General features: G+C 56.1%; 19 protein-coding genes and 1 riboswitch. Of the genes, 9 read left to right on the top strand and 10 right to left on the bottom strand.

Translation table 11 applies throughout. The features are described 5' to 3' along the window. Positions 1 to 3 precede the first annotated feature (3 nt). Positions 4 to 1713 (bottom strand): ribulokinase, encoded by a 1710-nt coding sequence (gene araB, locus INF58_RS01570; RefSeq protein ID WP_193526855.1) that lies wholly within the window; start codon positions 1711 to 1713, stop codon positions 4 to 6. A gap of 335 nt (positions 1714 to 2048) precedes the next feature. Between araB and araC the strand changes: the two genes are divergently transcribed. Both araC and INF58_RS01560 read left to right on the top strand, forming a co-directional pair. Beyond that, the gene (gene araC / locus INF58_RS01565) at positions 2049 to 2894 is read left to right on the top strand and encodes an arabinose operon transcriptional regulator AraC (RefSeq protein WP_028015490.1); all 846 of its coding nucleotides are present in this window, start codon (positions 2049 to 2051) and stop codon (positions 2892 to 2894) included. Between the two features lie 128 nt (positions 2895 to 3022). After that, on the top strand, positions 3023 to 3790 hold the full coding sequence (locus INF58_RS01560; protein ID WP_017383796.1) for a DedA family protein: 768 nt from the start codon (positions 3023 to 3025) through the stop codon (positions 3788 to 3790). A gap of 43 nt (positions 3791 to 3833) precedes the next feature. Here INF58_RS01560 and thiQ read toward each other — a convergent pair whose 3' ends face one another. The 4 genes from thiQ to sgrR form a co-directional block, all read right to left on the bottom strand. Next, positions 3834 to 4535, bottom strand: coding sequence for a thiamine ABC transporter ATP-binding protein ThiQ (thiQ, locus tag INF58_RS01555; RefSeq protein WP_112791994.1), 702 nt, complete (start codon positions 4533 to 4535; stop codon positions 3834 to 3836). Beyond that, on the bottom strand, positions 4519 to 6129 hold the full coding sequence (thiP, locus tag INF58_RS01550) for a thiamine/thiamine pyrophosphate ABC transporter permease ThiP (RefSeq protein ID WP_193526854.1): 1611 nt from the start codon (positions 6127 to 6129) through the stop codon (positions 4519 to 4521). Before thiP ends, thiQ begins: the two co-directional genes overlap by 17 nt. Continuing rightward, the gene (gene thiB / locus INF58_RS01545; RefSeq protein WP_193526853.1) at positions 6105 to 7088 is read right to left on the bottom strand and encodes a thiamine ABC transporter substrate binding subunit; all 984 of its coding nucleotides are present in this window, start codon (positions 7086 to 7088) and stop codon (positions 6105 to 6107) included. The genes thiP and thiB overlap by 25 nt, the downstream gene beginning before the upstream one ends. A gap of 31 nt (positions 7089 to 7119) precedes the next feature. Next, positions 7120 to 7220, bottom strand: a riboswitch (TPP riboswitch). A gap of 36 nt (positions 7221 to 7256) precedes the next feature. Continuing rightward, on the bottom strand, positions 7257 to 8912 hold the full coding sequence (sgrR, locus tag INF58_RS01540; RefSeq protein WP_063867445.1) for an HTH-type transcriptional regulator SgrR: 1656 nt from the start codon (positions 8910 to 8912) through the stop codon (positions 7257 to 7259). An 88-nt stretch (positions 8913 to 9000) separates the two neighbouring features. Between sgrR and sgrT the strand changes: the two genes are divergently transcribed. The 3 genes from sgrT (at position 9001) to INF58_RS01525 (ending at position 10821) form a co-directional block, all read left to right on the top strand. Beyond that, a complete protein-coding gene (gene sgrT, locus INF58_RS01535; RefSeq protein ID WP_003856388.1) occupies positions 9001 to 9153 on the top strand; it encodes a glucose uptake inhibitor SgrT in 153 nt (50 codons plus the stop codon). A gap of 120 nt (positions 9154 to 9273) precedes the next feature. Further along, on the top strand, positions 9274 to 10452 hold the full coding sequence (locus INF58_RS01530; protein ID WP_112791991.1) for a sugar efflux transporter: 1179 nt from the start codon (positions 9274 to 9276) through the stop codon (positions 10450 to 10452). 216 nt (positions 10453 to 10668) lie between these two features. Beyond that, a complete protein-coding gene (locus INF58_RS01525) occupies positions 10669 to 10821 on the top strand; it encodes a Hok/Gef family protein (protein WP_063867447.1) in 153 nt (50 codons plus the stop codon). 93 nt (positions 10822 to 10914) lie between these two features. Here the strand turns inward: INF58_RS01525 and leuD are convergent, their stop codons facing one another. The 5 genes from leuD to leuL form a co-directional block, all read right to left on the bottom strand. Continuing rightward, entirely contained in the window at positions 10915 to 11520 is a 606-nt protein-coding gene (gene leuD / locus INF58_RS01520) for a 3-isopropylmalate dehydratase small subunit (RefSeq protein ID WP_045141617.1), read from the bottom strand. Between the two features lie 10 nt (positions 11521 to 11530). Further along, positions 11531 to 12931 (bottom strand): 3-isopropylmalate dehydratase large subunit, encoded by a 1401-nt coding sequence (leuC, locus tag INF58_RS01515; RefSeq protein ID WP_193526852.1) that lies wholly within the window; start codon positions 12929 to 12931, stop codon positions 11531 to 11533. Positions 12932 to 12933: 2 nt separating this feature from the next. Beyond that, entirely contained in the window at positions 12934 to 14025 is a 1092-nt protein-coding gene (gene leuB / locus INF58_RS01510) for a 3-isopropylmalate dehydrogenase (protein WP_193526851.1), read from the bottom strand. After that, positions 14025 to 15596 carry a 2-isopropylmalate synthase gene (gene leuA, locus INF58_RS01505; protein WP_063867449.1) on the bottom strand — a complete coding sequence of 524 codons (1572 nt, stop codon included), beginning with the start codon at positions 15594 to 15596 and terminating at the stop codon, positions 14025 to 14027. The genes leuB and leuA overlap by 1 nt, the downstream gene beginning before the upstream one ends. Before the next feature lie 91 nt (positions 15597 to 15687). Further along, positions 15688 to 15774 (bottom strand): leu operon leader peptide, encoded by an 87-nt coding sequence (gene leuL, locus INF58_RS21050; RefSeq protein ID WP_057979999.1) that lies wholly within the window; start codon positions 15772 to 15774, stop codon positions 15688 to 15690. A gap of 627 nt (positions 15775 to 16401) precedes the next feature. On the opposite strand from leuL, the gene leuO reads away from it, so the two are divergent. The 4 genes from leuO (at position 16402) to cra (ending at position 21124) form a co-directional block, all read left to right on the top strand. Then, positions 16402 to 17346 carry a transcriptional regulator LeuO gene (gene leuO / locus INF58_RS01495; RefSeq protein WP_063867450.1) on the top strand — a complete coding sequence of 315 codons (945 nt, stop codon included), beginning with the start codon at positions 16402 to 16404 and terminating at the stop codon, positions 17344 to 17346. Between the two features lie 377 nt (positions 17347 to 17723). Then, a complete protein-coding gene (ilvI, locus tag INF58_RS01490; protein WP_129741628.1) occupies positions 17724 to 19448 on the top strand; it encodes an acetolactate synthase 3 large subunit in 1725 nt (574 codons plus the stop codon). Between the two features lies 1 nt (position 19449). After that, on the top strand, positions 19450 to 19944 hold the full coding sequence (gene ilvN, locus INF58_RS01485) for an acetolactate synthase small subunit (protein WP_001252742.1): 495 nt from the start codon (positions 19450 to 19452) through the stop codon (positions 19942 to 19944). 175 nt (positions 19945 to 20119) lie between these two features. Beyond that, positions 20120 to 21124 (top strand): catabolite repressor/activator, encoded by a 1005-nt coding sequence (gene cra, locus INF58_RS01480; protein WP_003856369.1) that lies wholly within the window; start codon positions 20120 to 20122, stop codon positions 21122 to 21124. Positions 21125 to 21611 lie beyond the last annotated feature (487 nt).

Below are 21611 nucleotides of genomic sequence, written 5' to 3'. Positions count from 1 at the left end.
TCCTTAATGTGTCAGGGTTGCCGTAGTGTCCGCGGTACTTTTGGCCGGGGCGGCGACAGGGAGATAGTGAAGTTCGGCGCTTTTTGCCCATTGCTGGTAGCGCTGATAAAGCTGTTCAAAGCGTTGTGCCTGCTGAGGCTGCGGCTGGAGCGTACTTTCGACGGCGCTCGCCATATGCTGTTGCGCGGTCGGGATATCCGCATGTACGCCTGCGGCCACGGCAGCGAAAATCGCGGCGCCCAGCGCACAGCACTGATCGGAGGCCACTATTTGCAGCGGACGGTTCAGCACGTCGCAGCAGGCCTGCATAATCACCGGGTTTTTACGGGCGATACCGCCCAGCGCCATCACGTTGTTCACGTCGATGCCCTGTTCGGTGAAGCACTCCATAATGGCGCGCGCGCCGAACGCGGTGGCAGCAATCAGGCCGCCGAACAGCGCGGGCGCGTCGGTCGCCAGGTTGAGATCGGTAATCACCCCTTTCAGGCGCTGGTTCGCGAACGGCGTGCGGCGTCCGTTGAACCAGTCCAGCACCACCGGAAGGTGGTCGAGAGACGGATTTTTTGCCCAGGCTTCGGTGAGTTGCGGCAGGAGCTGTTTTTTGCTCGCGATAATCTGTGTTTTCAGCTCAGGATGCGCGGCAGCCAGCTGACCCAGCGGCCAGCCGAGCACGCGGCCAAACCAGGCGTAGATATCACCAAACGCGGACTGTCCGGCTTCAAGGCCGATAAACTCCGGCACCACGCTGCCGTCAACCTGGCCGCAGATGCCTTTTACCGCGCGGTCTCCGACGCTGGCCTTATCTGCCGTCAGGATGTCGCAGGTAGAGGTGCCAATTACTTTCACCAGCGTGTTAGGCTGTGCACCCGCGCCCACGGCGCCCATGTGGCAGTCGAACGCGCCGCCGGAAATGGTTACATTTTGCGGCAGGCCGAGACGCGTCGCCCACTCTTCGCAGAGCGTGCCGACCGGAATATCGGCGGTGAAGGTGTCGGTAAAGAGCGGGTATGTCAGGTTTTTGTTGATGATCGGGTCAAGCTCATCGAAGAACGCTGCCGGAGGAAGACCGCCCCAGCCTTCATGCCACAGGGATTTATGTCCGGCGCTACAGCGTCCGCGGCGGATATCCTGCGGGCGAGTGGTGCCGGAGAGCAGGGCGGGCACCCAGTCGCACAGCTCAATCCATGATGCCGCGGCCTGGGCGACCGAAGCGTCCGCGCGGGTAACGTGCAGGATTTTGGCCCAGAACCACTCGCTGGAGTAAATTCCGCCGATATAGCGTGAGTAGTCGGTCTTGCCCGGCTGATGGCATAAGCGGGTGATGGCTTCCGCCTCTTCCACGGCGGTATGGTCTTTCCACAGCACAAACATGGCGTTCGGGTTGTCGGCAAACTCCGGGCGCAGCGCCAGCACGCGGCCTTCGGCATCGACAGGGGCCGGCGTTGAGCCAGTGCTGTCGACGCCAATCCCCACGACGTCGGCCCGCTGGGCGTCCGTCAGTTCAGCCAGCACGGTTTTGATCGCCGCTTCCATCGATTCAATGTAATCGCGCGGGTGGTGACGGAACTGGTTGTTTGGCGCATCGCAGTAGCGCCCCTCTTGCCAGCGCGGATACCACTCAACGCTGGTTGCTATCTCCTGGCCAGTCGTACAGTCCACTGCCAGCGCGCGAACCGAGTCGCTGCCAAAATCGAGGCCAATTGCAATTGCCATGGTGTTGCTCCATCCGAAACAGGTATGGAAGAACATTAGAGACTGGGGACAAAAATCGTCAGGCAGGATCCGCTAATCTTATGGACTAAATTGCTGTAGCAACGGAAAGTGTGACGCCGTGCAAATATTCAATGTGGACATTTCTGCCGTACTTATAGACACTTTTGTTACTGCTTCTCTGCCCGTGTCGGCAGAAAAATCAGGGGAAAAGGCTGAAACATGGCGGACGTAAAAGAGGCGTGATGCTTTTTGGATCTTTTCGCGGGCCATTTTTATACTGCTTTTATCGATATGGACAAATGGTTTCCTTCAGGACCCTTTGGAGAACTGAATCTATGGCCGAACCGCAAAACGATCCCCTGCTGCCGGGATACTCATTTAACGCCCATCTGGTGGCGGGTCTGACGCCAATTGAGGCCGAGGGGTATCTCGATTTTTACGTCGACCGACCGCTCGGCATGAAAGGGTATATTCTGAACCTGACCGTACGCGGGGAAGGGGTGATCAAAAACGGCGATCGGCAGTTTGTTTGCCGCCCGGGCGATATGCTGCTGTTCCCGCCGGGGGAGATCCACCACTACGGGCGTCACCCGGATGCCAAAGAATGGTATCACCAGTGGGTCTATTTCCGCCCGCGCGCCTACTGGCAGGAGTGGCTCTCATGGCCGGCTATTTTCGCGCAAACCGGTTTTTATCGTCCGGATGAGGCGCATCTGGCGCAGTTTCGTGAGCTGTTCGCACAAATTATTGAGGCGGGGCAGGCGGGCGGGCGCTATGCCGAGCTGCTGGCGATCAACCTGCTTGAGCAGGTGCTGCTGCGCCGCATGGAGGCGATCAACGAATCGCTTAACCCGCCGCTGGACAACCGCGTCCGTGATGCCTGTCAGTACATCAGTGACCATCTGGCCGACAGCCAGTTTGATATCGCCAGCGTTGCCCAGCACGTCTGTCTTTCGCCGTCCCGCCTGTCACACCTGTTCCGCCAGCAGCTTGGCGTGAGCGTGCTCAGCTGGCGTGAGGATCAGCGCATCAGCCAGGCGAAACTGCTGCTCAGCACCACCCGAATGCCTATCGCCACCGTCGGACGTAACGTGGGCTTTGAAGATCAGCTCTATTTTTCTCGCGTGTTTAAGAAGTGCACGGGCGCCAGCCCCAGTGAATTTCGCGCGGGATGTGAATAATCGGTAAAAAAAGCTAAACATGCAGGTGAACTCAGAAAGCACCCTGTAAACTATTCAGACAATTGTTGCCTTGACGCGGTGCAGGGCGCTAAGCAGAATCGCTGATTCGTTTTCTGACCGGAATAGTTATGCAGGCATTGCTGGAACATTTTATTACCCAGTCCGTTATGTATTCGCTCATCGCCGTGGCGCTGGTGGCGTTTCTGGAATCGCTGGCGCTGGTCGGGCTGATCCTGCCCGGCACCGTGATGATGGCGGGGCTTGGGGCGCTTATCGGCAGCGGTGAGGTCAATTTCTGGCAGGCGTGGATGGCCGGGATTATCGGCTGTTTGCTGGGGGACTGGATCTCCTTCTGGCTGGGCTGGCGCTTTAAGAAGCCGCTGCACCGCTGGTCATTCATGAAAAAGAACAAAGCGCTGCTGGATAAAACCGAGCATGCGCTGCATCAGCACAGCATGTTCACCATCCTCGTGGGGCGCTTCGTTGGCCCAACGCGTCCGCTGGTGCCGATGGTTGCCGGGATGCTGGACCTGCCCGTCGCGAAATTCGTGGTGCCGAACATCATTGGCTGCGTCTTCTGGCCGCCGTTCTACTTCCTGCCGGGTATTCTGGCAGGCGCGGCCATTGATATCCCTGACGGTATGCAAAGCGGTGAGTTCAAATGGCTGCTGCTGGGAACGGCGGTGCTGCTGTGGCTGGCGGTCTGGCTCTGCTGGCGGCTATGGCGCAGCGCGAAAGCCAGCGTCGATCGCCTGACGCGCTATCTCCCGCGCACGCGCCTGCTCTGGCTGGCCCCGCTGACGCTGGGCGTGGCGGTGGTGGCGCTGGTCGCGCTGATTCGTCACCCGCTGATGCCGGTGTACGGCGAGATCCTGTTGAAGGTGGTGAGCCGTTAAGGTGTTTTCCCTCTCCCCGTGGGAGAGGGCCAGGGTGAGGGCATCAGACCGCACGAATGCCCAACAATGAAGATGCCCCCGCGTTACCACTCAGAAGTTCTTCTGTTTCTCCATCCCACAAAATCCGTCCCTCCGCGATCACTACCGATCGCGGCGCGATGCGTGCGGCATCTTCAATGCTGTGCGAAACCATCAGCATCGTGATCTGCTGGCGCTGGCAAACCTCCTCAACCAGCGAGAGCATCTCCTGACGCAGGGCCGGATCAAGGGCCGAGAAGGGTTCGTCGAGCAGCAGCAGCGGCTGTTCGCGCACCAGGCAACGTGCCAGCGCCACGCGCTGACGCTGGCCGCCGGAAAGCTCGCCGGGCAGTCTGGTAATCAACGCGGACAGGCCCATTTGTTCGGCAATCGCCGCCAGCTTCTGACGCTGCGCAGCGTTGAGCTTTAACCCCGGATCGATTCCCAGCGCGATGTTCTGCCACACCGTAAGGTGATTAAACAGATTGTTTTCCTGAAACAGCATCGACACCGGGCGCTTAGCCGGCGGAGCGTAGGTATACTCGCCATTATCAATGACGATCGACCCGCTGGCAGGCTGCAAAAAACCGGCAATCAAATTGAGCAGGGTACTTTTTCCGGCCCCGCTTGGGCCAAGCACCGCAATTCGCTCCCCCTGACGAACGGAAAGGGTAAAACGCATGGGCAGGTGCTCGTAAAGCCAGGTTACATCAGTCAGTTTTAACATCACGCCCCGGAAGTTTTTCGATAACGGTAAATAAGGCAAAGCACAGCAGTAACAGGAGCAGCGCCGTGACGGCACCGTCCTGGCTGCGGTAGGAGCCAATTTGCTGATAAAGCCAGAACGGCAGCGTGCGGAAATCCTCGTTGCCAAAGAGGGCCACCACGCCAAAATCTCCAATCGACAGCACGCAGGCGAAGGCCATCGCCTGGGCGAGTGGCCGCTTCAGGGCGCGCAGTTCGACCACTTTCAGCCGCCGCCAGCCCATAATGCCTAGGGACTGGCACAGGGCGCTGTACCGGCTGTTAACATCCCGCATCGGGTTTTCCAGCACCTTCAGCGCATACGGGATGGCCATTAAGGCGTTGGTAAAAATGACGATGCCGTCGGCGCTTTCCGGCAGGCCGATGGTGCTGTTAAACAGTAAAAAGAAGCCGGTCGCCAGCACGATGCCCGGCATCGCCAGGATCAGCATACCCGTCAGTTCCAGCGCGTGTCCGGCTTTGCGGGCATGGCGCGCGTAAAGCTCGCGGCTGCTCCAGAGCAGCATCATGGTCAGGATCACACACAGGAGCCCGGCTGCCAGCGCGATGCGCAACGAGGTCCACGTGGCCTGCCACAGGACCGGCTGTTGCAGTACCGACACCACATTCCTGTTGAGGCCATCGGCGATCACGGCCAGCAGCGGCGGCAGCAGAAGCAGGAGCGCCAGCGCGATCAGCATCACGTCCGAGATGCGGCTGTGCAGGCTGTCCAGCGGATCGCGCCAGCCGGAAAGGGTATTGCTTCCTGCGGGGATCGCTTTGCTCAGCCGCTGGCTAAGTAACACCAGCGCCAGGCAGCACACCATCTGCACGATCGCCAGCAACGCGGCGCGCCCCGGATCGTAGTCGTAGCTTAACGCCTGATAGATCGCCAGCTCAATGGTGGTGGCCTGCGGGCCGCCGCCGAGCGAAAGGACGGTGGCAAAGCTGGCGAAGCAGAGCATAAAGATCAGCGCGGCAACCGGGGCGATCTGACGTCGCAGCCACGGCCATTCGACAAAACGGAAGAACGACCAGCCGCGCATGCCAAGCTGGGCGGCAATCTGGCGCTGCTCGCCGGGAATGTTCTCCAGCGCCTGTAAAAAGAGGCGCGTCGCCATCGGCATATTGAAAAAAATATGCGCCAGCAGAATGCCCTTCAGGCCGTAAGGGGAGAAGGTCCATTCCAGACCAAGCAGGTTGAAGAGGGAGGCCAGCCAGCCCTGGCGACCGTATACGCTCAGAATCCCGAACACCGCCACCAGTACGGGCAGGATCAGCGTCATGGCACACAGGCGCAGCAGGGCCAGCCTGCCGGGGAAACGTCTGCGATAGAGGGCGCGGGCGAGGAAAATGGCCGGGATGACTGACAGCAGCGCGGAGAGAAATGCCTGCCAGAAGGAGAAACGGATGACGTGCCAGAGATAGCTATCGTGCCAGAGCGCGAGCAGATCGCTCTCTGGCGCGTTAAACCACAGCGCGAGAAACGCGCCCAGACTGACGATCACCATCAGTATGGCGGCAATCAGTCCGGGCACTAACCAGCCGGGGATCAGCGGCTGACGGCGCGTTGCCATTCACTTATCCATGCGGCGCGCTGAGTGGCAACCTGCTGCGGCGTAAATTCCAGCGCGGTCTGCGGTTTGTCCAGCTCCTCAAAGCCTGCCGGCAGCGCCGCGTCGGTGACCGGGTACATCCAGTTGCCCGTCGGAATGGCGTTCTGGAATGCCGGGGAGACCATAAATTTCAGGAATTTTTCGGCCAGTTCCGGCTGCTTGCTGGCAGCGGTCCGCGCCGCCACTTCCACCTGGAGATAATGCCCTTCGGCAAAGTTCGCGGCGGCGTAGTTATCTTTCTTCTCGGCAATAATGTGGTAGGCCGGAGAGGTGGTGTAGCTCAGCACCAGGTCGCTTTCGCCTTTCAGGAACAGGCCATAGGCTTCGCTCCAGCCTTTCGTGACCGTAACGGTTTTCGCAGCCAGCTTCTGCCACGCCTCCGGCGTTTTGTCGCCGTAGACTTTCTGCATCCACAGCAGCAGCCCCAGGCCCGGCGTGCTGGTGCGCGGATCTTCATAAATCACGCGCCATTTCTGGTCGCTTTCGACCAGCTCTTTCAGGCTCTTCGGCGGATTCTTCAGCTTGTTTTTATCGTAGACGAACGCAAAGTAGCCGTAATCGAAGGGAACGAAGGTGTCGTTTTTCCAGCCGCCCGGCACGTTGACGGCATCTGCCGCTACGCCGCTTTTGGCAAACAGTCTGGTTTGCGTGGCGGCTTCCAGCAGGTTGTTATCCAGCCCGAGTACCACGTCGGCCTTGCTGTTTTTGCCTTCCATGCGCAGACGGTTGAGCAGCGACACGCCATCTTCCAGCGCCACGAACTTCAGCTCGCAGTTGCAGTCGGCTTCAAAGGCTTTTTTCACCACCGGGCCAGGGCCCCAGTCGGCGGAGAAGGAGTCGTAGGTATAGACCGTCAGAACAGGCTTAGCAAAAACAGGCAGCGCAAACAGCGCCAGCAGAGGAAGAACGTTTTTTAACACTTTGCACCTCAGGGTTGAGTGGCAAAGGATTTTGAGAAACAGCCTCAAATCCCTTCGCCGGCGTTATCCGGATCAGGTTCGACGGGTATTATCTCAGCGCACATCAGTGATGCAGCACCCCGTTGAGAACGGCGCTATTGTAATGATTTGGTGAATATTACGAAAGCGTTATGGCTCCGGCGGCGCAAACCACGCGGATTTAAAATCAAACCAGCCCAGTGTGTTCATCCGCAGGCCGCGCATGCTGCGCTGCCCCTGGATCAGCAGCCAGTGGTGAATTAACGGTACGATCGTCTGCCCGGCCAGCAGCTCCTGGCACCAGGCGGCCAGATCCATCTCTCCTGCCCGCCACCTTGCGGCGTCCTGCTGCCAGTCCCGGCTGATGCAGTGCTGAATAAGAGGCACTTCATACAGGTGTGAAAAGAGCGAGAAATCCAGCGGCAGCGTGAAGTTCGCGCTGTTGAGCCAGATATCGCTGACCACATCCCCACGGTGCCATTCATCATAGTCCACTTCCTGTATCGCCAGCGTCACCCCCTCGGCTGCCAGCAGCTTACTCATGATCCTCGCGATAAACCGGTGCTCAATGTGATCGCGATAGTAGCTGAGGGTGATGGTCTCCAGTCCGGCAGGTTTCTCGCTGCGGACCGGCTGTGCATGATGCCAGCGCGGAAGCAGGCCATAGGCCGGGAACCACCAGGTCTGGTATTGCTCTTCAGCGTGATAAATCAGGTTAGCGGGGGCCAGAATATGGCTGATCCACTTGCGGACGTCGTGATTCGCCCCGCGATGGCTGCGGCTGTCAAAAAGCAGATAGTAGCAGCCCTCTTCCAGGCGACTCTCGAACGCCTTTTCGCTGGTTGTTGGCCCTTCCAGGGTGAGGCCTGCGCTCAGCTCTTCGTTGAGATCCGGTAACACCCAGACGTTCACTTCGTCGATCAGCGCCCGATAGCCAAAATAGTCATCAAAGGCGCGGATCTTCAGCTGATTGCTGTTATTGCGCGTAACGGAGTAGGGGCCTGTACCAATCGGCTGGCTGGAAAAATTGTTCAGGGATCGCCACTCGGCAGGCAGGATCATCGAGGGCACGTAGCCAAGAAGCCACGGAAGCCAGTTGTCCGGCTGCGATAGCTCAATATCCAGCGTCCAGGCCGTTGGGGAGTGGATCCGCGTGATATGCGAATAGAGCGGCAGCGTGCGGGCGCGCTCTAAAGAAGCGATGACGTCACGCATCTCCAGCTCGCGTCCATGGTGGAAATGAATGCCCGGGCGTAAAAAGAAGCGCCAGTGCAGCGGGGAAAGCTGCTGCCAGTGGTGCGCGATATCCGCTTCCAGTTCCCCGTTTTCCTCATTTATTTTCGTCAGGCCGCTGAATATCTGCCGGGCCATGTGGGTTTCAGAGCGACGCAGCGCCGTACCAGGCAGCAGATTTTTCATTGGGCGGTAGTAAAGCACCCGCAGAATGTGGCGTCCCTGGCGAAAGCTGCGTCCCAGGTGCGAGACCAGCATCTGGCGCACGGCGGCTTTGTCGCCCACCAGCTGGACCAGCTGATCGATGCGGTCCTGCTCCAGCAAATCTTCCGCCCGCTGCTGCTGCAACGCCAGGCCGGTATAAAGGAACGTCAGGCGCGAGCGCTTGCCGCGTCCCGCCTCCGCTTCCCAGCTGAGCCAGCCGTGCTGCTGCATGGTGTTGAGAAGGGTGCGCATATGACGCCGGGAGCAGTTAAGCAGCTCGGCCAGTTCGTTCAGCGTGGTCTCCTGCGACTGCCCCTCGCAGCACTGCCACAGGCGGATGAATTGTTGTTGCAGACGACCGGAAGGCATAAAAGGGGAACTCCTGACAAAAAACCAGCAATTTATTTATCCCTATATTAGGCCAATAATTCTTCCCGATGAAGCGAGGAGGTAAATTATGAAGAGGTCTACCGCACGTCAGTTTTATCAGCACTATTTTTCAGCGACAAAGGGAGTGTCCTGGCTGGCCCGCCAGTGCGCAGAGCAGCGGCTGAGAATCCTGGAAGATCTGATGCAGTGGGACGTTACGAAACCGACCTCTTCTCGCTAACTCGCCTCGATCATGTGTGACTGAGTATTGGTGCTAATCACCCGCCAGCAAAATGTTTTTGCTGGCTTTTTTCGTTTACTATTTCACCCAAATTCGATTCGCTTTCACAAGGACTTGCGCATGCTCTGGTTGATGACGATGGGGCGACGCCTGAACGGCGTGTACGCCGCTTTTATGCTGGTGGCCTTCATGATGGGCGTGGCCGGTGCGCTACAGGCACCGACGCTGAGCCTGTTTCTCAGCCGTGAGGTGGGGGCGCAGCCGTTTTGGGTGGGGCTGTTCTATACCGTCAACGCCATTGCCGGGATCCTCGTCAGCCTGTGGCTGGCGAAACGATCCGACAGCCAGGGCGATCGCCGCAAACTGATCCTCTTTTGCTGCGCCATGGCCGTGGGCAACGCGCTGCTGTTTGCCTTCAACCGCCATTACCTGACCCTCATCACCTGCGGCGTGCTGCTGGCTTCTCTGGCAAACACCGCCATGCCGCAGCTGTTCGCTCTGGCCCGGGAGTACGCCGACAACTCGGCGCGGGAAGTGGTGATGTTCAGTTCGGTGATGCGTGCCCAGCTCTCTCTCGCGTGGGTCATCGGCCCTCCGCTGGCGTTCATGCTGGCGCTGAACTACGGTTTCACCGCTATGTTCTCCATCGCCGCGGGGATTTTTGCCATCAGCCTGGCGCTGATTGCCTTTGCGCTGCCGTCGGTGGCGCGCGTGGAGCAGGCGTCGGACAAGCCCATCACGCAGGTGAGCGGCTGGCAGGATAAAAACGTCCGCATGTTGTTTATCGCCTCCACGCTGATGTGGACCTGCAACACCATGTACATCATCGACATGCCGCTGTGGATCAGCAGCGATCTGGGGCTGCCGGACAAGCTTGCGGGGATCTTAATGGGTACCGCTGCCGGGCTGGAAATTCCGGCAATGATTCTGGCGGGATATTACGTCAAGCGCTTCGGAAAACGCAAAATGATGGTGGTGGCGGTTGCCGCCGGGGTGATGTTCTATATCGGGCTGATCTTCTTCCACTCGCACAACGCGCTGCTGGCGCTGCAACTGTTTAATGCCGTGTTTATCGGGATTGTCGCCGGGATAGGCATGCTCTGGTTCCAGGATCTCATGCCTGGACGCGCTGGCTCGGCGACCACGCTGTTTACCAACAGTATTTCGACTGGCGTGATCCTGGCGGGTGTAATTCAGGGGGCGCTGGCGCAAAGCTATGGCCATGCATCCGTGTACTGGGTGATTGCGGCGATTTCGATTGTCACGCTGGTGTTGACGTGCCGGGTTAAAGACGTTTGATTCTGGAAGGCGGCTTCACGAAATGAAACGATTTTCTGACAGGTGCAAAGAAGGCGCATAGAGTGCGTGACGGGTGCTTGAGGCTGTTTGCCTCAGGCTTTCGCAAGAGGCAAACAGTGGAGAGTCCCACATCAAAAAACTGATGGGGAGACAAACTTCACAACGATCATTGCGAGGTTAGTCTCTTCATTGCCGAAAAGCAATAAGGAGGCTGGAATGCCAAAACGTACTCTGCTGTTAGGTTTGTTTCTGATCTGTTCGACGCTGTTGATCTTCACCTGGATGGTGCGCGACTCGCTGTGCGAACTGCATTTCAGACAGGAGAAAACAGAGCTGGCGGCAGTGTTGGCTTACGAAGCAAAACGTTAGCGGTATGGGCGGGGAGAGGTTTCCCCGCCACTTAAAAGTGGTTACGCCTCAACGCACCCTTATCAATGGCCCGCGCCCTGCGGGCCATTGCTTCTACCCCATAAACGCAGGCTGTTTTTTCTCGTAGGCGGAGATAGCCTCTTCGTGTTGCAGCGTCAGGCCAATGCTGTCCAGACCGTTCAGCATGCAGTGGCGACGGAACGCATCAATGCTGAAGCTATAGGTTTTATCCCCGGCTTTCACCACTTCCGCTTCCAGATCCACCTCAAACGAAATCCCCGGATTCGCCTGCACCAGCGCAAACAGTTCATCGACCTGCTCGTCGCTCAGCGTCACCGGCAGCAGCTGGTTGTTGAAGCTGTTGCCGTAGAAAATATCCGCGAAGCTCGGGGCGATAACCACCTTAAAGCCGTAGTCGGTCAGCGCCCAGGGCGCGTGTTCACGCGACGATCCGCAGCCAAAGTTTTCCCGCGCCAGCAGAATCGACGCGCCTTTGTATTCCGGAAAGTTCAGGACGAACTCCGGGTTGGGCACTTCGCCTTTATCGTCAAGGAAACGCCAGTCGTTGAACAGGTGCGCGCCAAAGCCCGTGCGCGTCACTTTCTGCAAAAACTGCTTAGGAATGATCGCGTCCGTATCGACGTTCGCGGCGTCCAGCGGGACAACACGGCCCGTATGTTGGGTAAATTTCTCTGCCATGATTGTCTCCTTATTTCAGGCTGCGAATATCGGCGAAATGACCGGTAACTGCCGCGGCGGCGGCCATTGCCGGGCTGACCAGGTGGGTGCGTCCACCCCGGCCCTGTCGGCCTTCGAAGTTACGGTTGCTGGTGGATGCGCAACGCTCACCCGGATTCAGGCGGTCATTGTTCATCGCCAGACACATCGAGCAGCCCGGCAGGCGCCACTCGAAGCCTGCATCAATAAAAATCTTATCCAGACCTTCCGCTTCCGCCTGGGCTTTCACCGGACCGGAACCCGGCACAACCAGCGCCTGCACACCGGGCGCCACTTTGCGGCCTTTAGCAATCTCAGCCGCCGCGCGTAAATCTTCGATACGGGAGTTGGTGCAGGAGCCGATGAACACCTTATCAATGCTCACGTCAGTCAGCGGTACGCCGGGTTTCAGCCCCATATAGGCCAGCGCTTTTTCCGCACTGGCGCGTTCGACCGGATCGGCGAAGGAAGCCGGGTCAGGAATGCTGTCGTTGACGGAGATGACCTGGCCCGGGTTGGTGCCCCAGGTGACCTGGGGGGCGATCTCTTCCGCCTGCAACGTCACCACGGTATCAAAAACTGCCCCCTCGTCCGTTTTCAGGGTTTTCCAGTACGCGACCGCGTCGTCAAAATCCTGTGCTTTCGGGGCATGCAGACGCCCCTTCACATAGTTGAAGGTGGTTTCGTCCGGTGCGACCAGCCCTGCCTTGGCGCCCATCTCAATGGCCATATTGCACAAGGTCATACGACCTTCCATGCTCAGCGCCTGGATAGCGCCACCGCAGAATTCAACCACGTGACCGGTGCCGCCTGCGCTGCCGGTTTTGCCGATAATCGCCAGCACGATATCTTTCGCGGTGATACCCGGTGCGGCTTTGCCCTTCACCTCAATCTTCATGGTTTTGGCGCGGCCCTGTTTCAGGGTCTGTGTCGCCAGAACGTGTTCAACTTCAGAGGTGCCTATCCCGAACGCCAGCGCGCCAAACGCGCCGTGCGTCGCGGTATGGGAGTCGCCGCAGACGATGGTCATGCCCGGCAGCGTAATACCCTGCTCAGGTCCCATCACGTGGACGATTCCCTGATACGGGTGGTTCAGATCGTACAGCTCCACGCCAAATTCGTTGCAGTTCTTGATCAGCTCCTGCATCTGGATGCGCGCCATCTCGCCGGAAGCATTAATGTCTTTGGTCTGGGTGGAGACGTTGTGATCCATCGTGGCAAAGGTTTTACCCGGCTGACGCACCGGGCGCTTGTGCGCACGCAGTCCGTCGAAGGCCTGAGGGGAGGTCACTTCGTGCACCAGATGGCGGTCAATGTACAGCAGCGGGGTTTCGTCTGGCGCCTCGTGGACAACGTGCGCATCAAACAACTTCTCATATAACGTTTTAGCCATGATTACACCCCTTCAGCGACATAGCGGGCAATGATGTCGCCCATTTCATCGGTACTGACTGCCGCCGTGCCGCGTGCTAAATCACCGGTACGGACGCCTTCTTCTAACGCGCGGTTAATGGCGTTTTCAATTGCGGTTGCTGCATCGCCTGCATCCAGGCTGTAGCGCAGCAGCAGGGCCAGCGAAAGAATTTGCGCAATCGGGTTGGCAATGTTTTTGCCTGCGATATCCGGCGCGGAGCCGCCCGCCGGCTCGTACAGGCCAAAGCCTTCTTCGTTCAGGCTGGCAGAGGGCAGCATGCCCATCGAGCCGGTAATCATTGCGCACTCGTCCGAGAGAATATCGCCGAACAGGTTGGAACACAGCAGGACGTCAAACTGTGACGGGTCCTTAATCAGCTGCATCGTCGCGTTGTCGATGTACATGTGCGACAGCTCAACGTCCGGGTACTGCTTAGCCACTTCGCTGACGATTTCGCGCCACAAAATAGACGACTGGAGTACGTTCGCTTTATCAATGGAGGTCACCTTGCGGCGGCGTTTGCGCGCCGACTCAAAGGCGATATGGGCAATACGTTCAATTTCAAAACGGTGATAGACCTCGGTATCAAACGCTTTTTCATGCTGACCGCTGCCTTCGCGGCCTTTTGGCTGACCGAAGTAGATGCCGCCGGTAAGCTCACGCACGCACAGGATGTCGAAACTGTTGGCCGCGATATCCGCACGCAGCGGACAAAACTCTTCCAGCCCCGGGTACAGCTTCGCCGGACGCAGGTTGCTGAACAGCTTGAAATGTTTACGCAGCGGCAGCAGCGCGCCGCGCTCAGGCTGCCCGGCCGGCGGCAGGTGTTCCCACTTCGGGCCGCCTACGGAGCCAAACAGCACGGCATCGGCATTTTCACAGCCTTCCACCGTTGCATTTGGCAGCGGCGTACCGTGGTTATCAATCGCAATACCGCCCACGTCGTAGTGGCTGGTGGTAATTTTCATCGCAAAACGCGAGCGAACGGCTTCCAGTACTTTCAGCGCCTGTGCCATCACTTCCGGGCCAATACCGTCACCCGGCAACACGGCAATATGGTAATTCTTCGACATCACACGGTTTCCTTGTTGTTCTCTTTATTCTGAGCTTTGCGTTGCAACTCTTTTTCGACTTCAGCGGCGCGCCAGATGTTGTTCAGGACATGCACCATCGCTTTTGCGGAGGATTCGACAATATCTGTCGCCAGACCCACACCGTGGAAGCGGCGACCGTTGTAGTTGACGACGATATCAACCTGACCCAGGGCGTCTTTGCCGTGCCCTTTCGCCGTCAGGTCGTATTTCACCAGCTCAACGTCGTACTCGGTAACGCGATTGATCGCCTGGTAAATGGCATCCACAGGGCCGTTACCGTTGGCGGCTTCCGCTTTAATTTCCTCGCCGCAGGCCAGCTTGACGGAGGCGGTAGCGATATCGCTTGAGCCTGACTGCACGTTGAAGTAGTCCAGACGGAAATGCTCTGGCTCTTCCTGCTGTTTGTTGATGAATGCCAGCGCTTCCAGGTCGTAATCGAATACCTGGCCTTTCTTGTCGGCCAGCTTCAGGAAGGCGTCGTACAGCTGATCCATGTTGTAATCGCTGTCCTGATAGCCCATCTCTTCCATACGGTGTTTAACCGCCGCGCGGCCAGAGCGTGAGGTCAGGTTCAGCTGAACCTGGTTCAGACCGATGGATTCCGGTGTCATGATTTCGTAGTTTTCACGGTTCTTCAGCACGCCGTCCTGGTGAATACCGGAGGAGTGGGCGAACGCGCCGGTTCCAACAATCGCCTTGTTGGCCGGGATCGGCATGTTGCAAATCTGGCTCACGGTCTGGCTGGTGCGCCAGATTTCGTTGTGATTAATGCGGGTGTGCACGTTCATGATGTCTTTGCGCACCTTGATCGCCATGATCACTTCTTCCAGCGAGCAGTTGCCGGCACGTTCACCAATGCCGTTCATTGCGCCTTCAACCTGACGCGCACCGGCGTGGACGGCGGCGATGGCATTACCCACCGCCAGGCCCAAATCATCGTGGGTGTGCACGGAGATGATGGCTTTATCAATATTTGGCACGCGGTCGTACAGGCCGGTAATGATGTTGGCGAACTCAAATGGCATGGTGTAGCCGACGGTGTCCGGGATGTTGATGGTTCTGGCACCGGCATTGATGGCGGCTTCCACCACGCGGGCCAGATCGTCAATCGGCGTGCGGCCAGCATCTTCACAGGAAAATTCAACGTCATCAGTGTAGTTACGCGCGCGTTTGACCATGTAAACCGCGCGTTCGATCACGTCATCCAGCGTACTGCGCAACTTGGTCGCAATGTGCATAGGTGAGGTGGCAATGAACGTATGAATACGGAAGGCTTCTGCAACTTTCAGGGATTCCGCAGCCACATCGATATCTTTCTCAACGCAGCGCGCCAGACCGCACACGCGGCTGTTTTTGATGGTGCGGGCGATGGTCTGCACAGACTCAAAATCACCCGGCGAGGAGACAGGAAAACCGACCTCCATTACGTCTACACCCATGCGTTCCAGGGCCAGCGCAATTTGCAGTTTCTCTTTAACACTCAGGCTCGCCTGTAATGCCTGTTCACCGTCACGTAAAGTAGTATCGAAAATAACGACTTGCTGGCTCATGGGTTAGGTCCTTGTCAGTCTTAGGGCGCCTTGCTACGAGCATAAAAAAACCCGCGCAGTGGCGCGGGTTTTTAGTTTTACTGAAGACGATTCAACGCTGAATTTCGCCCGCCAGTCTACCGCGCACAGTGGATGCGTTTAGTAGTAGTAGACCGGTGAAACGAAGGGTGCGAATCATGAATCGTGCTCCAGGTGAATGCGTTATGCTTTTAGTGGTACTGGATACGCTGACGCATGTCAACCCCTCACAGGCAAAACGGCTATTCAGTACAGGGTAAGTACGTTAGCTAATTGTGCTGGTTTTGGCATGGCTAACCGACTTTATTGTCTATTATTGGACTGAAGATTCATCTCTGGAATAATTTGAATATAATTGGTAGCAATTGAACACAGTATTTTTACCGACATGCTGTGAAAAGAAATCTGTTTCATCTTGTTGATTTATAAGTGACGTGAATGAGTTGCGGGTGAGTAAATGATCAATATTGATATCAGTTTGTTAATGAAAACGCGGCCTATGCCATTAATAGTTTAATAATACTTAAGTCGTTATTCAAGAGGGCGGTGATTGTGTATTTGTCTGGTTTATGGTTTCATGCCTGCATTAAAGTTTAAGATATCATTTGAACGTTTTTAGCGCTTCATTTTTGGGCGGCGTAATGCCACGCCAGAAACGAGGGCTCTTTATATATTCCGAATTTTAAATAATTCTCTTTCGCTTGTTGTATATGCATGGTAAATCATATTTTTCGAACTTATTACTGTACTTTGGCAAAGGGAATTTAGCGTGACGGTGGAGTCAGAAATGCCAGAAAATAATATTAACCAACCACAGTCTTATGATGGGGTTAAGCCTCAGTTACGCACAGTGGATCTTAACTTGTTAACGGTATTTGATGCTGTGATGCAGGAGCAGAATATTACACGAGCAGCGCAATCTCTGGGAATGTCTCAACCTGCCGTGAGTAATGCCGTAGCCAGACTTAAGGTGATGTTTAACGACGAGTTATTTGTACGTTATGGACGGGGGATACAGCCCACGGCGCGTGCATTCCAGCTATTCGGTTCGATTCGTCAGGCGCTACAGCTGGTTCAAAATGAGCTTCCCGGTTCGGGCTTTGAACCCTTAAGCAGTGAGCGAGTTTTCCATCTCTGTGTTTGCAGTCCGTTAGACAATTATTTGACGTCTGTTATATATAATAAAGTTGAACAGATCGCCCCAAATATTCACCTCGTTTTTAAATCATCATTAAATCAAAACACTGAACACCAGCTTCGTTATCAGGAAACAGAGTTTGTTCTGGGCTATGAAGAGTTCCGCCGTCCAGAATTTGCCTGCGTTCCATTGTTCAAAGATGAAATGGTATTAGTTGCCAGTAAAAAACATCCCCGTATGAATTCGCCGCTGCGTGAAAGCGATGTTTACAGCGAGCAGCACGCCGTTGTTGCGCTTGACCGATATGCCTCATTCAGTCAGCCGTGGTATGACACTGCCGATAAACAAGCCAGCGTGGCCTATCAGGGGATGGCCATGGTCAGCGTATTAAACGTCGTTTCTCAGACCCATTTAGTCGCCATCGCACCGCGCTGGCTTGCTGAAGAGTTCTCCGATTCGCTGGACCTGCAAATTTTACCTCTGCCGCTCAAGCTTAATAGCCGTACCTGTTACCTTTCATGGCATGAAGCCGCGGGTCGGGATAAAGGGCATCAGTGGATGGAAGAGCTGCTGATCGCTATTTGTCGTCGCTAAATTCGGGTGAATAAACCGCATGGCACCGTGCGGTTTATTCTGTGATTTTTCATGCGGGCAAAATTTTGTTCTGCTTTCATTTTTTTCACTCACTCAGACATGCTCAAAAATAGATGATTTCCTGATCCCTCCTCTTTTTAAGAGATGAATTATTATTGTCTCCACGCATTCCAGACGAATACACCATATTCGTATCTGACAGCTGTTTATTCTGCTTTTCTTACTCATTCCCGTTTCCGGTTTGCTAATTGCCTGCCTCATAACGAGCGGTTAAGGTAGCAATCACTCTGCAAATTATAAGATGGGTTAACCCTGTCAGAAGACGGCGCGGAAATGAATTCTGTAGACCGTCTATAACAAAAGCCTGGAGGCAAAGCATGGAGATGTTGTCTGGCGCGGAAATGGTCGTCCGATCGCTTATCGATCAGGGCGTGAAGCAGGTGTTCGGCTATCCTGGAGGCGCAGTTCTCGATATCTATGACGCGCTGCACACGGTAGGCGGTATCGATCATGTTCTGGTTCGTCATGAGCAGGCCGCTGTGCATATGGCTGACGGTCTGGCCCGCGCCACGGGCGAAGTGGGTGTTGTGCTGGTCACTTCCGGCCCCGGGGCGACCAATGCCATTACCGGCATCGCGACGGCGTATATGGATTCCATTCCGCTGGTCATTCTTTCCGGACAGGTGGCGACGTCACTGATTGGCTATGATGCGTTTCAGGAGTGCGACATGGTGGGGATCTCACGCCCCGTGGTGAAGCACAGCTTTCTGGTTAAGCAAACTGAAGACATCCCGGGCGTACTGAAAAAAGCCTTCTGGCTGGCCGCCAGCGGTCGTCCCGGGCCCGTGGTCGTCGATCTGCCAAAAGATATTCTCAACCCGGCAAATAAACTGCCTTACCTGTGGCCTGAGTCGGTGAGCATGCGTTCGTATAATCCAACGACGCAAGGGCACAAAGGACAGATTAAGCGTGCGCTGCAAACGCTGCTGGCTGCGAAAAAGCCGGTAGTCTATGTGGGCGGCGGCGCCGTCAATGCGGCCTGTGAAACGCAGCTACGCGAACTGATCGAGAAGCTTAATCTTCCTGTCGCGTCATCGCTGATGGGGCTGGGGGCATTCCCGGCTACCCACCGTCAGGCGCTCGGCATGCTGGGTATGCATGGCACCTATGAAGCCAATATGACAATGCACAACGCTGACGTGATTTTTGCCGTCGGCGTGCGTTTTGACGATCGCACCACCAATAACCTGGCGAAATACTGTCCGAATGCGACGGTGCTGCATATTGATATCGATCCTACCTCTATCTCTAAAACGGTGCCGGCGGATGTACCGATCGTGGGTGACGCCCGTCAGGTGCTGGAGCAGATGTTAGATCTGCTGGCGCAGGAATCCGCGTCTCAACCGCTGGACGAGATCCGCGACTGGTGGCAGCAAATCGAGCTATGGCGGAGCCGTCAGTGCCTTAAATACGACACGCACAGTGAGAGCATCAAGCCGCAGGCGGTGATCGAAACGATCTGGCGTCTGACGAACGGCGATGCGTATGTAACGTCTGACGTGGGCCAGCATCAGATGTTCGCTGCGCTGTATTACCCGTTTGATAAACCGCGTCGCTGGATCAACTCAGGCGGGCTGGGCACGATGGGCTTTGGCCTGCCCGCCGCGCTGGGAGTGAAGCTGGCGCTGCCGAACGAAACGGTCATCTGCGTGACGGGTGACGGCAGTATTCAGATGAATATTCAGGAGCTTTCTACCGCGCTGCAATATGAGCTGCCAGTGCTGGTGCTGAACCTGAATAACGGTTACCTCGGGATGGTGAAGCAGTGGCAGGATATGATTTATTCCGGCCGTCACTCTCAGTCTTATATGAGGTCACTTCCGGATTTTGTCCGTCTGGCTGAAGCCTATGGCCATATTGGCATGCGGGTAACCGATCCGTCAGAGCTGGAAGCGAAGCTCGGCGAAGCGCTTGAGCACGTTAAAAACAATCGCCTCGTCTTCATGGACGTGATCGTTGACGGCTCAGAACACGTTTATCCGATGCATATTCGCGGCGGTGGTATGGATGAAATGTGGTTAAGCAAAACGGAGAGAACCTGATATGCGCCGGATATTATCTGTATTACTGGAAAATGAGTCGGGCGCACTGTCGCGCGTCATTGGGCTTTTTGCGCAGCGTGGCTACAACATTGAAAGCCTGACCGTTGCACCGACCGACGATCCCACGCTCTCCCGAATGACGATCCAGACCGTCGGCGATGCGAAAGTGCTTGAGCAGATCGAAAAGCAGCTGCATAAGCTGGTGGACGTGTTGCGCGTCAGCGAGCTGGGGCAGGGGGCTTACGTTGAACGTGAAGTGATGCTGGTGAAAATCCAGGCCAGCGGTTACGGCCGTGAAGAGGTCAAACGCAACACGGATATCTTCCGTGGGCAGATCATCGACGTCACGCCTTCTATATATACTGTGCAGCTTGCCGGAACGAGCGATAAGCTGGACGCATTCCTGGCGTCTGTCAGGGATGTGGCAAAAATTGTTGAAGTTGCGCGCTCTGGCGTTGTTGGCCTCTCGCGCGGCGATAAAATCATGCGTGAGTAGCGCAAAAGGTTCGCCTCTTTCAGCCCGGTAGCCAAAGCCGGGCTTTTTTTTGCGTAATCCGCCGACAACGCAGACAAAAGCGGTTGCCGTGAAGGCTATTCTGCGTTTAGATGTTAAAATATTTAACCATAACCTTGACAGGGCCATGGACTTTTTTCTTTTTTGAGAGGCAATTGTGAAACTGGATGAAATCGCCCGGCTCGCCGGCGTGTCGAGAACCACGGCCAGCTATGTGATTAACGGTAAAGCAAAGCAGTATCGTGTCAGCGATAAGACCGTTGAGAAAGTGATGGCAGTCGTTCGTGAGCATAATTACCATCCGAATGCTGTCGCCGCAGGGTTACGTGCCGGGCGCACCCGCTCGATTGGCCTGGTGATCCCGGACCTGGAAAACACCAGCTACACCCGCATCGCCAACTATCTGGAACGTCAGGCTCGCCAGCGTGGCTATCAGCTGCTGATTGCCTGCTCCGAGGATCAGCCCGACAACGAGATGCGTTGCATTGAGCATCTGCTGCAACGTCAGGTTGACGCCATCATCGTGTCGACCTCTTTACCACCGGAGCATCCTTTCTATCAGCGCTGGGCGAACGATCCGTTCCCTATTGTGGCGCTGGATCGTGCGCTTGACCGTGAGCATTTCACAAGCGTAGTGGGTGCCGATCAGGATGATGCAGAAATGCTGGCTGCCGAGCTGCGTACTTTCCCGGCTGAAACGGTACTGTATCTTGGCGCGTTGCCTGAACTCTCCGTGAGCTTCCTGCGTGAACAAGGGTTCCGTACCGCATGGAAAGACGATCCGCGTGACGTTCACTATCTGTATGCCAACAGCTATGAGCGCGAAGCGGCTGCTCAGCTGTTCGAGAAATGGCTGGAAACGCACCCTATGCCGCAGGCCCTGTTTACCACCTCGTTTGCCCTGTTGCAGGGGGTCATGGACGTCACATTACGTCGCGATGGCAAGCTGCCATCCGATCTGGCGATTGCGACCTTCGGCGATAACGAACTGCTCGACTTCCTGCAATGTCCGGTGCTGGCCGTGGCCCAGCGTCACCGCGACGTCGCCGAGCGGGTGCTGGAGATCGTTCTGGCAAGCCTGGATGAACCCCGTAAGCCGAAACCCGGGCTGACGCGCATCAAACGTAATCTCTATCGGCGCGGAATTTTGAGCCGTCATTAATATCTCAGCGGGGGGAGCGAAAACTGCCCCCTAGCTGTACATTTATTACGTAAATTAAAATCCGGATAAAAATTAAGATTATTCCTTATGAAAGATAGCCTGCTATTTTTCTGAATCTTTTTTGGCTTATAAAAGACCTTTTATTGCTCTATAAAAGATTTTGTTTGTATTGTTTTGTTACAAACAGGCGCCAGCCGATGAATATTCAGCCATTTTTTAAAACGTCTCCAGCCCTTAAGGCACCTGAAGGGCACCTTATCGCCTTATCGCTCATCTGAGGCTGTCATCACCCGCCAATATGCCTTAAAATGCTGCCCGCGTCGCAAACTGACACTTTATATTTCCTTGCGATGATATTGAGTGAGTCTTAACGCTCGTGTGCATATTCGGTTTTTTTCTTACAAATATTCATAACGTTAATTTTGCCTCGCCAGTTGTGTAGTTATTAGCCAGGTCACTCTTGCTCTGTAAATACGGTGCTTTCGCC

Source organism: Enterobacter cloacae complex sp. P24RS (assembly GCF_014982165.1).
Taxonomy (GTDB): domain Bacteria; phylum Pseudomonadota; class Gammaproteobacteria; order Enterobacterales; family Enterobacteriaceae; genus Enterobacter; species Enterobacter quasihormaechei.
Note: the sequence above shows the minus strand (reverse complement) of the source record. Positions and strands in the feature narration are given on the sequence as shown.